Source organism: Bacillus sp. FSL H8-0547, assembly GCA_038002745.1.
Classification (GTDB): Bacteria; Bacillota; Bacilli; order Bacillales; family Bacillaceae; genus Bacillus_P.
This window is the reverse complement of record JBBODD010000001.1, coordinates 379,933-394,006: the sequence shown is the minus strand read 5'-3', so window position 1 is coordinate 394,006 and position 14,074 is coordinate 379,933. Positions and strand designations below refer to the sequence as shown.

The following is a 14,074-nucleotide window of genomic DNA, read 5'->3' as shown; positions in this document are numbered from 1 at the left end:
TTTGAAAAAAGAAAAAGAACGGCCCTGGAACTCTTTTTATCAGCACAGGGATGTCCATCTGCCTGAGGAATCTCTCTACATGCTGCTGCAGAATACAGCAGAGAGATACGGAAATCAGACGGCCATTTTGTTTGAAGGGGAAGAGATGTCTTATTTGGAGCTTAAGGACAGGGTTGACAGGCTGGCAGGATCCTGGAAGGAACTGGGACTCGCAAAAGGGAACCGTATTGGCCTCATGCTTGCCAATCACCCTGATTATGTTGTTTCGTACTATGCTGCACATGCACTCGGTCTTGTTGTGGTTCAAATTAATCCGATGTATACGGCACGAGAACTGATCCAGATTGTGATGGATGCAGAAGTAACATCTATTGTAGCTGATGCAGCCGGAAGAGAAACCATCAGGAAAATCAGTGATATCTTCACATTCACCTATACATTTGGTTCTCAGCTGGAGCAGCAGGATGATTCATTTTACGATCTTGATCAGCTGATTGAATCCGGGAAGCCTCTCCATCAGCCGGAAGGAATTGATGCAGCGGAAGATGTGGCGGTCATTCAGTACACAGGCGGGACAACCGGGAAAATGAAAGGTGCCATGCTTACTCACTACAACCTGACCGCAAATGTCTATCAAAGCTATCTGATGTATGGCGACTCCATGATTCAAGGAGAGGAAACCGTACTCATTGCAACGCCTCTCTACCACGTTTACGCGATGACAAGCGGGATGAATCTCGGCATTTTCATAGGCGGAAGGCTTCTGCTTTTCAGAAAGTTTGAGATTGATGATGTTCTTGAAAAAATCAAGGAACACAGACCGACTTTCTTTCCGGGTGTTCCAAAGATGTACATTGCCTTTGTCAATCATCCTAAAATTGAGGAAGCTAAGCTCCATTGCCTAAAGCTGTGCTCATCAGGATCCGCTCCGCTTCCCGTTGAAATCATTCAGCGCTTTGAAAAGCTGACAGGCACAAGAATCGGAGAAGGATTCGGTCTTTCCGAAGCTTCACCTTCCACCCACCGCAATCCGCCTTTTGGAAAGAGGAAAATCGGCAGCATCGGCATTCCTGTTCCCCTGACAGACTGCATGATTGTAGATGAAGACAACAGGGAGCTTGGTCCAAAAAGCGTAGGGGAGCTGCTGATCAAGGGGCCCCAGATTATGAAGGGCTACTGGAAAAATGAAAGCGAAACACATGCAGCCCTCCAAAACGGCTGGCTGTACACGGGAGACCTCGCGACGATGGATGAAGAAGGCTATTTTTACATCGTCGGCCGGAAAAAGGAAATGATCATTCTTGGCGGATTTAATATTTATCCACAGGAGGTTGAAGGTGTCCTTTATGAGCATCCGGATGTAAAAGAAGCTGCTGTAGTGGGTTTGCCGGATGAAGAGCACGGAGAGAGAGTCAAAGCTTACGTTGTTCCTAAAGACGGAAGAATAGTAGATGCAGAGGAATTAAAAGGATACTGCTATACAAAGCTGACACCTTATAAAGTGCCGAAGCAGTTTGAAGTCAGGGAGAGCCTCCCGAGAAACACAGTGGGAAAACTTCTGAAGCGGCTGCTGATTAAAGAAGAAAGCGAAAGAGGGGAGAATGAAAATGAAGGTTCATGAGATTGCTGTGATTGGTTCAGGAACAATGGGATCGCAGATTGCTATGGTGTGTGCGCTTTCCGGCTATCCTGTAACGCTTCAGGATGTGAGTGAGGAGAGTCTGGCAAAAGCAAAGGATTTTCTTCAGCAGCAGATGGATAAGCGGGTGAAAAAGGGGAGATATACAGCCGAAGAAACGGATGCTGCATTCAGCAGAATTTTATTTACCTCAAGCTTGGCAGATGTTAGGGATGCCGACCTTGTCATTGAGGCAATTGTTGAAAAGCTGGATGTGAAAAGAGAACTGTTCAGGCAGCTGGATGACCTCACGCAGCCGCATGCCATTTTGGCTACAAACAGCTCGACAATCGTAAGCTCGAAACTAGCTGATGCAACAAACCGCCCTGAAAAAGTCTGCAACATTCACTTCTTTAACCCCGCCCTCGTCATGGAGCTTGTAGAAGTGGTAAAAGGGCCGCATACATCAGAAGAAACAGCAAATACGGCGATGGAATTTGTTAAAACCATTAAAAAGACTCCTGTTTTATTAAAAAAAGAGATTTCTGGTTTTATAGCCAACCGCATATTAGGCAAGCTCATGGATGAAGCTGTCTTTCTGCTTGAGAACGGCTATGCCTCTCACGAAGAAATTGATCTTGTGTGCACGAAAGCTTTGAACCATCCGATCGGTCCTTTTGCCCTGATGGACCTGACAGGTATTGACGTCAATTACTTTGTCCGCATGCAGCGCTATGAAGAGAGCGGGGATGAACGGGACATGCCAGCAAAAATAGTCCGTGAAAAAGTGCAGAACGGAGAACTCGGCCGGAAGACCGGAAAAGGCTTCTATACGTACGAAAAGGCCCCTGTGGAGGGATAGTGTGAAAAAAATCAGTGTGATCGGTGCAGGAACGATGGGGCGCGGAATTGCCTATGCGTGTGCTGCTGCAGGCTATGAAGTGACCGTTCAGGACATTTCAGAACAATCTTTGGAAATGGCGCGATTTTATATCAGCAGACAAGCTGAAAAAGCCGGTTTAAGCATAGAGAAAGCAAACCTTGCATTTACAACTGACATGAAATCAGCCGCAGAGGACGCAGACTTAATTATAGAAGCCGTTCTTGAATTAATGGATCTTAAAATCAGTGTGTTTAAAGAGCTTGACCGGTATGCAAAGCCTTCAGCCATTCTTGCGACGAATACATCAACCATGAGCCCGACTGAAATTGCCGCGCAGACAGGCAGACCGAAGCAGTGCATTGCCCTGCACTTTTTCAACCCTGTCCCTAAGATGAAGCTGATTGAAGTCATATGCGGACTTGAAACATCTGATGAAACGGTTGAAAGCTGCTTTCATTTTGGCGAAAAACTTGGAAAAGAATGCGTGAGAATTAATGAATATCCGGGTTTTGCGGTCAGCAGGATGAACTGCCTGATCGGCAATGAGGCAATGACCATGCTTATGGAGGGTGTCGGATCTGCTGAAGACATCGATAAAGCAATGAAGCTTGGATTAAATCACCCTATGGGCCCTCTCGAATTAGCGGATCTGGTAGGACTTGATACAAGGCTTCGCAACATGGAATATTTGCATCAAACACTCGGTGAAAAATTCCGCCCCTGCCCGATTCTTGTGAAATACGTGAAGGCCGGCTGGCTTGGAAAGAAAAGCGGCCGCGGTTTTTATACTTACAGCTAGGAGGCCATGCATATGAATTTTCAATTGGATGAGGATATTCAGCTGTTAAAGCGGGGTGTCCGGGACTTTGTTCAAACAGAGGTTGAAGCTGCTGCGATGGAAATTGAAGAATCAAATGCGATCCCTGAACGGATCATTGCCATGTCAAAAGAACTCGGCTTATTTGGATTAAGTATTCCGGAAGAATACGGCGGCCTCGGCATTGGTATGGTTGGAAAGTGTGCCCTGTACGAAGAGATCGGCGCTACACATAACGGTTACACCACTCTGATTGGCGCTCATACAGGAATCGGCACCGTTGGAATTGTGGAGATGGGAAATGAAGAGCAAAAACAAAGATATCTCCCCAAAATGGCAGCCGGAGAGCAGATCGGGGCGTTTGCACTGACCGAGCCGAGCGCCGGATCCAATGCGACAAACCTGAAAACAACAGCTGTAAAAAGAGGCGATAAATACATCCTGAACGGGACGAAGCATTACATTACAAATGCCACGGAAGCTGGTGTTTTCACTGTAATGGCTGTTACGGATCCTGCAAAAGGGCCGAAGGGAATCACCTCCTTTATTGTGGAAAAAGATTTCCCCGGCTTTCAAGTAGGGGCTGTTGAAAAGAAAATGGGTCTTCGCGGGTCACATTCGGCTGAAATCATCATGGAGGATTGTGAGGTTCCTGCTGAAAATGTGCTGGGCGAGGAAGGACAGGGGTATGTGAATGCCCTGAAAATTCTTGCCAATGGAAGAGCGGGCCTTGCTGCGAGAAACCTTGGTTCATGTCAAAAATTGCTCGACCTTTCCATGCTTTATGCAAAGGACAGGGTGCAATTTGATGTCCCGATCTTTGAGCATCAGGCCGTTTCTCACATGATTGCGGAGATGGCCATGGAAATTGAAGCTTTGCGTTCTTTTACTTACAGGGTCGCCTGGATGGTTGATGAAGGCATGAAGGTCATTAAAGAAGCAGCCATGCTGAAGCTGTTTGGATCAGAGGTGTACAACAGAATTGCTGACAAGGCGGTTCAGGTGCACGGCGGAATCGGATACATTGCGGATTATCCGATTGAACGTTTTTTCCGTGATGCAAGAATCACAAGGATTTATGAAGGCACGTCCGAGATCCAGAAGAACATCATTGCAGGCCAGCTGAAAAAGCAGTATCAGTAACAATTGAAAGGGTGAGGGGTATGGATCCGATTATTATTGCAAGTGCTGTCCGGACAGCGATTGGACGGTATGGAGGGACTTTGAAGGACGTAGAGGCAAGCGTGCTCGCGACCAGGGTCATTCAGGAATCGATTGTCCGCGCGGGTATAACGCCGGAACAGGTTGATGAAGTCATTTTAGGAGAAGTGAGACAAACGACTATGGCATCAAATGTTGCCAGGGTGGCAGCGCTCCGTGCGGGAATTCCTGAATCTTCACCCGCCTTTTCCATCAACCGCCTCTGTGCATCCGGCATGCAGGCCATCGCATCAGGAGTCCAGCAGATCATGTCAGGGCAGGCCGAAGTTGTCGTTGCCGGCGGTACCGAAAACATGAGCCAGGCTCCCATTTATTTGAGAGGATCACGCTTTGGAGGAGATACTGCTGTTCTTGTAGATTCAAACAAAGAGAATGGGCAGCAGCCTAGAGAAATATACGGTGAGCACCTCGGAATGGGAATAACAGCTGAAAATGTAGCAGAAAAGTATGGCGTTTCAAGGGAAGATCAGGATGCTTTCGCAATTGAAAGCCAGCGGAGAACAGCGGAAGCCGTTAATCAAAAGGTTTTTGAAGAGGAAATCGTACCTGTTGAAGTGCCGAATAAAAAAGGCTCGGTTTTATTCAATACAGATGAGCACCCCCGTCCGGAATCAACCTATGAAAAACTGTCACAGCTAAAGCCCGCTTTCCGCAAATCAGGAACTGTGACAGCAGGAAATGCGTGCGGAAGAAATGACGGGGCTGCAGCCGTTGTTCTGATGAAAGAGAGTAAAGCAAAAGAGCTTGGTATTACGGCGATGGCAAGAATCACGGATTGGGCAGCAGCTGGCGTTTCCCCGGAAATTATGGGGATCGGACCCGTTCCGGCCGTAAGAAAACTGCTCGAGAGAACGGGAAAATCCATAGAAGACATCGATTTATTCGAAGTGAACGAAGCCTTTGCTTCCCAGGCTCTGGCCGTCATAAGAGAACTTGGACTCGATTCTTCGAAAGTAAACGTAAACGGCGGAGCGATTGCACTCGGACATCCGCTTGGGGCTACAGGTGCAAGAATAACGGTCTCTCTGCTGCATGAAATGAAGCGGTCCGGCAAAAAGACCGGCATTTCAACTCTCTGCATCGGCGGCGGACAGGGTATGGCACTGATGCTGGAGCTCGTATAAATGAAAGCTCCGGACATGGTGCATTCCTCGTTTTTCAGCCATCTATCGATGAAAAGAGAAGAGGATCAAGGGGATGCTGTTGTTGTTTCAGTTGAAACGAGCAGGGAGCATTTGCTTGATGATGAAACGGTTGGGACCGGTGTGTTTTACACACTGCTTGATATTGCCATGGGGACGGCAGCATCACAGGCAGGAGCAGCTCCGACTGCAACAATCGTTTTGAGTACATTGATTCTAGACCCGTCACCTTCTCCTTTTTTTACCTGTACAGCTAAGGTTATTTGCTCCAGGGACGGGATGTCGTCTGCAGAAGGCTGGGTATACAGATCAGATCAGACATTGGCAGCAATTGGCCACGGAGATTTTAAATTACTGAAAAAAAGGGGCTGAAACGATGAATGCTTTTGCAAATATTGAAGTTAAAAAATCGGGGAACCTTGCCTATTTGATTATTAACCGTCCTGAGCGCAGGAATGCATTAAACAAAGAAACGCTTGATGAAATGACCGAAGCTCTTCAGGAACTGGCAAAAGACGATGAAACAGGCTGCGTCATCTTTACAGGAAGCGGCGAAAAATCATTTGCTGCAGGAGCTGATATTGGCCAGCTGAAAACGCGGACTGCCCTGGATGTCTTTAATCCTGGAGGCATGCAGCAGGTATACGACTACATAGAGTCATATGAAAAGCCGACGATTGCCATGGTCAATGGGTTTGCATTAGGAGGAGGCTGCGAGCTTGCTATGGCCTGTGACATCCGCATTGCTTCTGAACATGCGAAGTTCGGCCTGCCGGAACTGAATCTGTCCATTATCCCAAGTGCGGGAGGAACCCAGCGGCTTGCAAGACTGATAGGAAAAGGCCCAGCGATGAACATGATTCTGAGAGGGAAGATCATTGATGCAACTGAAGCCTATCGCATAGGCTTAGTGTCTGAGGTTGCAGGAAACGGACAGCTGCAGGCGCAAACAGAAGAAGCGGCAAAGGAGATTCTATCGAAAGGGCCGCTTGCTGTGAAGCTTGCCAAACTTGCCGTGCATGCGGGCTTTGACGCTGATCAGAGAACGGGTCTCCTGATTGAGAAGCTCGCCCAGGCCGTTCTGTTTTCCACAGAGGATAAAAATGAAGGAACGGCAGCTTTTTTAGAAAAACGGAAGCCGCAGTTTACGTCAATGTAGAAGGGGGGGACGTTTTATGGCAACGGCAATGGACGTGAAAGAAATAAGGCGGAGCTTTGAGGAAAGTCCTTTTTTTCAGCACATGGGAATCGACATCGTGCACTTTGAGGAAAATGAAGTGAAAATCAAGCTTGAGATGAAAGAGTATGTCCTGAATGCAAACGGCACACTGCACGGAGGCGTACATGCCACCATGCTTGACTATGTACAGGGCATGCTCCTCAGGTCTGTGTCGAAAACAAGGTGTGCAACCATGAATTCCAGCATCCAGTACCTTGCACCGAGCACGGAAGGAGAAATCTATGCGGAAGGAAAGATTCTTCAGCTGGGATATAAGACGGCTTTTATGGAAGGTGAAATAAGAGATTCAGAGGGGAAGCTGCTTGCAAAAGGCTCCGGAACGTTCAAGCTGATAAGAGAAGGGGAAAATGATTAGGCAGACGAAATTTATGCACATGAAAAAAGACAGGGAGTCTAAATGACTGTTTTTCGGCTGCCGAAACAATAGACTGACAATCCAAAGTATGCGGATGGGAAAAAGGAAAACAGTCATCTTTAAAATGGATATTCCTTCTGCGGGAAAGAGAAAGAGTTCCTTTGTTATCAAGGATTCTTTCTCTTTTTTTGAACATTATTGTTTTTTGAAACAGCGCATAAACTCATTCTTTTACTCTATCAAAAGGCAAGCGAGATAGGATGGTATGCACGTTTGCTTTCAGGGGATATGGAATATATTAGGTCTTATGAATCATGGGAGAAGAAGGAATTTCATTCGTTATTCTGCATGTTTATGTAAATGTTATTGTAAAGTAATGATTTATAATTTATAATTTTAAGAAAATTAGAAATAAAAACAGGAGGAATACAGGTGAAGGTATATGTCTCAGTTGACATGGAAGGAATCACTGGACTCGCTGATGAGACACATGTGAATTCATCTAAGCTCAATTATGAAAGAGGCCGAAAAATCATGACAGGGGAAGCGAATGCGGTAATAGAAGCGGCTTTTGAATCGGGGGCAAATGAAGTCGTGGTCAATGACAGCCATTCGAAAATGAACAACCTCCTGATTGAAGACCTGCACCCCGATACACAGCTGATCACGGGTGATGTAAAGCCGTACAGTATGGTTCAGGGGCTCGACGGCAGTTTCAGGGGAGCTGTTTTCACGGGTTATCATGCACGTGCTTCAAAAAAAGGGGTTATGTCCCATACGATGATTTTCGGTGTGAGAGAAATCTGGATCAATGATGTGGCCGTCGGTGAACTGGGATTTAACGCCTATGTTGCAGGCTATCACGGAGTTCCGGTCATCATGGTTGCAGGAGATGACCAGGCAGCTATGGAAGCGGAGGCTCTTATTCCGAACGTCACAACCGCAATTGTAAAGGAGACGATTTCACGATCAGTTGTTAAATCACTTACTCCTCAAAGAGCACAGGAGCTGTTAAAAGAGAAGACGGCACTTGCCATTAAGAATAGAGAACATGTAAAACCGCTCACTCCTCCAGACCGTCCCCTCATGGCCATTGAATTTGCCAATTATGGACAGGCTGAATGGGCAGCGCTCATGCCGGGAACAGAGCATAAAGAAAACACCACGATTGTCACGTTCCAGGCCAGGGACATCCTGGAAGCCTACCGCGCAATGCTTGTGATGACGGAACTGGCTATGAGAACGACATTCTGTTAGGAAGTGGGATAGCATGAATACATACTTTGTAAAACGCCTGATTTCTATGGTTTTGACAATCTGGCTGATTATTACTCTTACATTTGTTCTGATGCATACAATCCCGGGTTCTCCTTTTAACGAAGAGAGAGGCACGAGCGAAGCTGTCCAGCGTAATCTTGAAGCTTTTTATCACCTGGATGAGCCGCTGCCGGTTCAATATGCGATGTACATGAAGTCGCTTGTCACATTTGATTTTGGCCCTTCAATCAAAAAGTCGTCACAGACGGTTAACGAGCTTCTCGGCCGAGGATTTCCGGTGTCGTTTGAGCTTGGAATTGTCACCTTGACAGTTGCCGTTTTTTCAGGAATTGCTCTTGGCGTGATTGCTGCATTGCGGCATAACGGATTTATTGATTATCTTGCCATGACCATAGCGGTGCTTGGAATTTCTGTTCCAAACTTCATTATGGCCACACTGCTTATTCAAAACTTTGCGGTTAACTGGAACATCCTACCTGCTGCTACGTGGTCAAGCCCGCTGCATATGATTTTGCCGACCCTTGCGCTTGCAACTGGGCCAATGGCGATTATTGCCCGTCTGACGCGCTCAAGCATGCTTGAAGTGCTTACTCAGGACTACATAAGAACAGCGCGGGCCAAAGGACTTTCTCCAGTCAAAATCGTTTTCAAGCATGCCTTGAGAAATGCTCTTTTGCCGGTTGTGACTGTCCTTGGAACGCTCGCAGCAAGTATTTTGACAGGAACATTCGTCATCGAAAAAATCTTTGCAATACCGGGTATGGGAAAATATTTCATTGAAAGCATCGGCACGAGAGACTATCCCGTCATTATGGGAACGACAGTCTTTTACAGCACCATCTTAATCGTGATGCTGTTTTTAGTAGACATAGCGTACGGAATTCTTGATCCGAGAATTCAAGTGGCAAAACGGGGGGGACGATAATGGAACTGAACAAACAGCAAGATCCGCACCTGTCCCGGGATATTCCTGATGCATGGTTTGCCCCTAAAGGCAAAGACAGCAAAGCAGCAGAAGCGGTTGTAAGACCTAGTCTCTCCTACTGGCACGATGCCTGGAGAAGGCTCCGGAAAAATAAACTGGCTATGACAGGCCTCATCTTTTTGATTTTTATAACGTTAATGGCCATTTTCGGCCCATTGATTTCACCTCACTCCGTCAGAACCCAGGTGCTGACAGATCAAAACCTGCCGCCGTCTGCGAAATACTGGTTCGGTACAGACGAGCTTGGCCGCGATGTGTTTACAAGAACGTGGTACGGGGCAAGAATCTCCCTGTTTGTAGCGGCCATTGCTGCTCTGATTGATTTTGCAATCGGAGTTCTGTACGGCGGGATTGCCGGCTACAAAGGCGGAAAGACAGATCATTATATGATGCGCGTGGTCGAAGTTTTATACGGGCTTCCGTACCTTCTTGTCGTCATTCTTTTGATGGTTGTGATGGGACCCGGTCTTTTCACCATCATTGTTGCACTAACAGTGACCGGATGGATCGGCATGGCACGAATCGTGCGTGGACAGGTCCTGCAGATCAAAAACTATGAATTTGTGCATGCTTCAAAATCATTCGGCACGAAAACAAGCAGAATCATCAGGAAAAACCTGCTTCCGAATACGATGGGTCCAATCATCGTGCAAATCACGCTTACTGTCCCGTCTGCCATTTTCGCAGAAGCATTTCTAAGCTTTCTCGGTCTCGGTATTCAGGCTCCGTTTGCGAGCTGGGGCGTTATGGCAAGTGATGCCCTCTCGACAATTCTAACTGGACATTGGTGGCGCCTCTTTTTTCCTGCCCTGTGCATCTCCCTGACGATGTTTGCGTTTAACGTGCTTGGAGACGGACTGCAGGATGCGCTTGATCCAAAGCTAAGGAGGTAGCAGCATGACGAAAGTACTTGAAGTAAATGATCTCCATGTTTCGTTTCAGACGTATGGAGGCACTGTAAAAGCTGTCCGCGGAGTAACATTTGACCTCCGCAAAGGAGAGACTCTTGCCATCGTCGGAGAATCAGGCTGCGGAAAAAGCGTTACATCCCAAAGCATTATGCGTCTGATTCCCGAACCGCCAGGCAGCATTGACTCAGGTTCTATTCTCTTTAAGGGGAAGGATCTGACAAAGCTGAAGGAAAAAGACCTCCGGAAAATAAGGGGCGCTGATATCTCGATGATTTTTCAGGATCCGATGACAGCACTGAATCCTACCCTGACAATCGGCGATCAAATTATGGAAGGCATCATGCAGCATGAGAGCATGTCAAAGAGCGAAGCAAAGAAAAAAGCGCTTGAGATGATGAACCTCGTCGGCATACCAAGTCCTGAAAGCCGTATGAAGCAATACCCTCATCAGTTCAGCGGAGGGATGAGACAGCGGATCGTCATTGCGATGGCTCTTGTCTGCGAACCTGAGGTACTGATTGCAGACGAGCCGACAACAGCCCTTGATGTCACCATACAGGCCCAGATCCTTGATCTTTTCAGAGACATTCAGAAAAAAACAGGTGTCTCGATTATCCTGATCACACATGACCTGGGAGTTGTCGCCCAAGTCGCGGACAGAGTGGCGGTCATGTATGCAGGGAAAGTGGTGGAGGCAGGCTCAAGAAGAGAAATCTTCTATCAGCCGCAGCACCCGTACACAAAAGGACTTCTCCGCTCGATACCGAGACTTGATATCGAAGGGGAAGAGCTTATCCCGATTGCGGGTTCGCCTCCTGATCTCTTTTCGCCTCCGCAGGGATGCCCGTTTTCCGCAAGATGCGAGCATGCGATGGAGGTTTGCGACAGGATCTATCCATATACGTCAGCCCTGAGCAAAGAGCACCACGTAGACTGCTGGCTGCAGGACAGCCGGGCTTTAGCCGCAGCATCAATGAAATAACATATAAATCAAACAATAAGAGGGGGAAGATGATGAAAAAGTGGTTGGCAATGTTCCTGACGGCCATGCTTGTATTTGTGCTTGCAGCATGTACGGCCAATGAGAGTGCAGGAAATGAGACAGACAAAAAAGAAAAAGACGAAGAGAAGATTCTGTATTTAAATAACGGGGCTGAACCAACATCCTTTGATCCGGTCATCGGATTTGATGCAGTTTCCTGGAATGCGCTGAACAACCTTATGGAAGGTCTTACCCGTCTTGGCAAAGATCACGAGCCTGAAGCGGCAATCGCTGAGAAATGGGATGTGTCGGAAGATGGCAAAACATACACATTCCACATTCGCGAAGACGCCAAATGGTCAAATGGCGACGATTTGACAGCAAACGATTTCGTTTTTGCCTGGAAGCGTCTCTTAAATCCTGAAACTGGATCAGGGGCAGCTTTCCTCGGTTACTTCATTGAAGGCGGAGAAGCCTATAATAGCGGAACTGGATCAGCAGACGATGTGAAAGTAAAAGCAGTTGACGAGAAAAAATTTGAAGTGACATTAATCAGCCCGCAGGCTTATTTCCTTAGTGTTATTGCAAATCCTGCCTTTTTCCCGGTCAACGAGAAAGTGGCTACAGAAAATCCTGAGTGGTTTGCAGAAGCCGATTCATTTGTAAGCAACGGACCTTTCACGCTTGAGTCGTGGGAGCATGATAAAGAATTTGTCATGAAGAAAAATGATCAGTACTGGGATGCAAAAAACGTGAAGCTTGACGGCGTCCACTGGGCAATTGTAGAAGATACAAACACAGAATACCAGCTTTACCAGACAGGTGAGCTAGATTCGTCTGACGTACCTGCTGACCTTGCGGATACACTTTTTGAAGAAGGAAAAGCAAATGTTGAGGAGCAGGCGGGAGATTATTTCTACCGTATGAATGTCACACTTGAACCATTCCAGAATGTCAACATCCGCAAAGCGTTCGCAATGGCTGTTGACCAAAAGCAAATCGTTGATTTTGTAACGAAGAACCAGGAAACAGCAGCTTACGGCTTTGTATCGCCGGGCTTTAAAGATCCTTCAGGAAAAGATTTCCGTGAAGTCAGCGGCGATCTCGTTAAAACTGACGCAGCTGAGGCGAAGGCCCTTTTAGAAAAAGGCATGAAGGAAGAAGGCTATGAAACACTTCCTGAAGTAACACTTACGTACAGCACAGATGACACACACAAAAAGATTGCTGAAGCTCTGCAGCAAATGTTCAAAGAGAACCTTGGCGTGGACGTGAAGCTTGCAAATCTTGAAGCAAATGTATTTGCAACAGACCAAAAAGCACTGAAATTCCAATTGTCACGCAGTTCGTTCCTGGCAGACTATGCAGATCCTGTGAACTTCCTTGAGAACTTCCAGACTGGCCACAGCATGAACCGCACAGGCTGGACAAACGCTGAGTACGATCAGCTTATTAAGGACTCAAAAAATGAGTCAGATGAAACAAAACGCTTTGAAATGCTTTACAAAGCTGAAAAGATCTTGTTTGATGAAGCACCAATCATTCCAATTCATTTCTACAACCAAGTGTACCTTCAAAATGAAGATGTATCAGGCATCGTCCGTCACCCTGTCGGATACCTTGAACTGAAATGGGCAGATAAGAAGTAAGCTGTGCAAAAGGGGTGTTCACATGAACACCCCTTTTGTCTATAAAGGAGAATGAACGATGATCAAAGCTCAAGCATTAAAAAAGGGAGACACCGTCGGAATTATTTCCCCGGCAAGTCCCCCGAATAAAGAAAACCTTAAACGCTCTCTCTCATTTCTGGAAAAAAACGGTCTGTCTTACCGGTTTGGAAAGCACGCTCAGGACGAGTACGGCTACCTTGCAGGAAAAGATGAAGACAGGGCGGCAGACGTGAACAGCATGTTTGCAGACGAAAGCATCCAAGCGATTATTTGCGCATGCGGCGGATTTGGCACGGCGAGAATGGCATCTCTCTTAGACTATGACCTTATTAAGAAGTATCCTAAAATTTTCTGGGGATACAGTGATATTACATTTTTACATACAGCCATCAGACAAAATACCGGCCTTGTCACCTTCCACGGACCGATGCTGAGTTCTGATTTTGGAGAAGAAAAAGGCGTTTTGCCGCTGACAGAATCCTATTTTCAGCAGCTGTTTGACGGCAGCAGCATCACATATGACGAATCCATTTCACCTCTTGAGGTCATGACAGAAGGGGAGGCTGACGGGGAGCTTACGGGAGGCAATCTTTCACTGCTTGCAAGCTCACTTGGAACGCCTTTTGAAATTGATACTGCCGGAAAACTGCTTCTAATCGAAGATATTGATGAAGAACCTTACGCGATTGACCGGATGATGAACCAGCTTTATTCAGCAGGCAAGCTGACCGAGGCAGCAGGCATTGTCGCGGCAGACTTTCACAATTGTGTTCCTCAAAAACGAAAACGCTCTATTCCGCTTGACGAAGTGCTGGAACACTATGTTGGTCTATCAGGCAAACCTGCCATGAAAGGGTTCAAAATCGGGCACTGCAGTCCCAATATTGCTGTGCCGCTCGGAACGAAAGCTGTCATGAATACAAAAACGAAAACCTTAACCATTCAAAGCGGAATCTCGGGAGTCTGATGATG

At 46.9% G+C, this 14,074-nt stretch carries 14 protein-coding genes; all 14 read left to right on the top strand.

The window, feature by feature from the left end:
- Position 1: 1 nt before the first annotated feature.
- The 14 genes from MHB63_01990 (at position 2) to MHB63_01925 (ending at position 14,069) form a co-directional block, all read left to right on the top strand.
- A complete protein-coding gene (locus tag MHB63_01990) occupies positions 2-1,621 on the top strand; it encodes a long-chain fatty acid--CoA ligase (GenBank protein ID MEK3805359.1) in 1,620 nt (539 codons plus the stop codon).
- A complete protein-coding gene (locus MHB63_01985; protein MEK3805358.1) occupies positions 1,602-2,480 on the top strand; it encodes a 3-hydroxyacyl-CoA dehydrogenase family protein in 879 nt (292 codons plus the stop codon). The genes MHB63_01990 and MHB63_01985 overlap by 20 nt, the downstream gene beginning before the upstream one ends.
- 1 nt (position 2,481) lies before the next feature.
- Positions 2,482-3,300 carry a 3-hydroxyacyl-CoA dehydrogenase NAD-binding domain-containing protein gene (locus MHB63_01980; GenBank protein MEK3805357.1) on the top strand — a complete coding sequence of 273 codons (819 nt, stop codon included), beginning with the start codon at positions 2,482-2,484 and terminating at the stop codon, positions 3,298-3,300.
- 12 nt (positions 3,301-3,312) lie between these two features.
- Entirely contained in the window at positions 3,313-4,461 is a 1,149-nt protein-coding gene (locus MHB63_01975; protein MEK3805356.1) for an acyl-CoA dehydrogenase family protein, read from the top strand.
- A gap of 20 nt (positions 4,462-4,481) precedes the next feature.
- Entirely contained in the window at positions 4,482-5,663 is a 1,182-nt protein-coding gene (locus MHB63_01970) for a thiolase family protein (GenBank protein MEK3805355.1), read from the top strand.
- Positions 5,664-6,053 (top strand): hypothetical protein, encoded by a 390-nt coding sequence (locus MHB63_01965; protein MEK3805354.1) that lies wholly within the window; start codon positions 5,664-5,666, stop codon positions 6,051-6,053.
- A 4-nt stretch (positions 6,054-6,057) separates the two neighbouring features.
- A complete protein-coding gene (locus MHB63_01960; protein MEK3805353.1) occupies positions 6,058-6,840 on the top strand; it encodes an enoyl-CoA hydratase-related protein in 783 nt (260 codons plus the stop codon).
- Positions 6,841-6,856: 16 nt separating this feature from the next.
- Positions 6,857-7,276 (top strand): PaaI family thioesterase, encoded by a 420-nt coding sequence (locus MHB63_01955; protein ID MEK3805352.1) that lies wholly within the window; start codon positions 6,857-6,859, stop codon positions 7,274-7,276.
- 432 nt (positions 7,277-7,708) lie between these two features.
- On the top strand, positions 7,709-8,533 hold the full coding sequence (locus MHB63_01950; GenBank protein MEK3805351.1) for a M55 family metallopeptidase: 825 nt from the start codon (positions 7,709-7,711) through the stop codon (positions 8,531-8,533).
- A gap of 13 nt (positions 8,534-8,546) precedes the next feature.
- The gene (locus tag MHB63_01945) at positions 8,547-9,479 is read left to right on the top strand and encodes an ABC transporter permease (GenBank protein MEK3805350.1); all 933 of its coding nucleotides are present in this window, start codon (positions 8,547-8,549) and stop codon (positions 9,477-9,479) included.
- A complete protein-coding gene (locus MHB63_01940; protein MEK3805349.1) occupies positions 9,479-10,432 on the top strand; it encodes an ABC transporter permease in 954 nt (317 codons plus the stop codon). The genes MHB63_01945 and MHB63_01940 overlap by 1 nt, the downstream gene beginning before the upstream one ends.
- 4 nt (positions 10,433-10,436) lie before the next feature.
- Entirely contained in the window at positions 10,437-11,432 is a 996-nt protein-coding gene (locus MHB63_01935; protein MEK3805348.1) for an ABC transporter ATP-binding protein, read from the top strand.
- A gap of 32 nt (positions 11,433-11,464) precedes the next feature.
- Entirely contained in the window at positions 11,465-13,081 is a 1,617-nt protein-coding gene (locus MHB63_01930) for a peptide ABC transporter substrate-binding protein (protein ID MEK3805347.1), read from the top strand.
- 58 nt (positions 13,082-13,139) lie between these two features.
- Entirely contained in the window at positions 13,140-14,069 is a 930-nt protein-coding gene (locus MHB63_01925; protein MEK3805346.1) for an LD-carboxypeptidase, read from the top strand.
- Positions 14,070-14,074: the final 5 nt, after the last annotated feature.

Coding starts and splice junctions, on each gene's coding strand:
- MHB63_01955 (MEK3805352.1), top strand. CDS start 6,857: ATGGCAACGGCAATGGACGTGAAAGAAATAAGGCGGAGCTTTGAGGAA.
- MHB63_01970 (MEK3805355.1), top strand. CDS start 4,482: ATGGATCCGATTATTATTGCAAGTGCTGTCCGGACAGCGATTGGACGG.
- MHB63_01965 (MEK3805354.1), top strand. CDS start 5,664: ATGAAAGCTCCGGACATGGTGCATTCCTCGTTTTTCAGCCATCTATCG.
- MHB63_01960 (MEK3805353.1), top strand. CDS start 6,058: ATGAATGCTTTTGCAAATATTGAAGTTAAAAAATCGGGGAACCTTGCC.
- MHB63_01975 (MEK3805356.1), top strand. CDS start 3,313: ATGAATTTTCAATTGGATGAGGATATTCAGCTGTTAAAGCGGGGTGTC.
- MHB63_01930 (MEK3805347.1), top strand. CDS start 11,465: ATGAAAAAGTGGTTGGCAATGTTCCTGACGGCCATGCTTGTATTTGTG.
- MHB63_01945 (MEK3805350.1), top strand. CDS start 8,547: ATGAATACATACTTTGTAAAACGCCTGATTTCTATGGTTTTGACAATC.
- MHB63_01985 (MEK3805358.1), top strand. CDS start 1,602: ATGAAAATGAAGGTTCATGAGATTGCTGTGATTGGTTCAGGAACAATG.
- MHB63_01935 (MEK3805348.1), top strand. CDS start 10,437: ATGACGAAAGTACTTGAAGTAAATGATCTCCATGTTTCGTTTCAGACG.
- MHB63_01940 (MEK3805349.1), top strand. CDS start 9,479: ATGGAACTGAACAAACAGCAAGATCCGCACCTGTCCCGGGATATTCCT.
- MHB63_01925 (MEK3805346.1), top strand. CDS start 13,140: ATGATCAAAGCTCAAGCATTAAAAAAGGGAGACACCGTCGGAATTATT.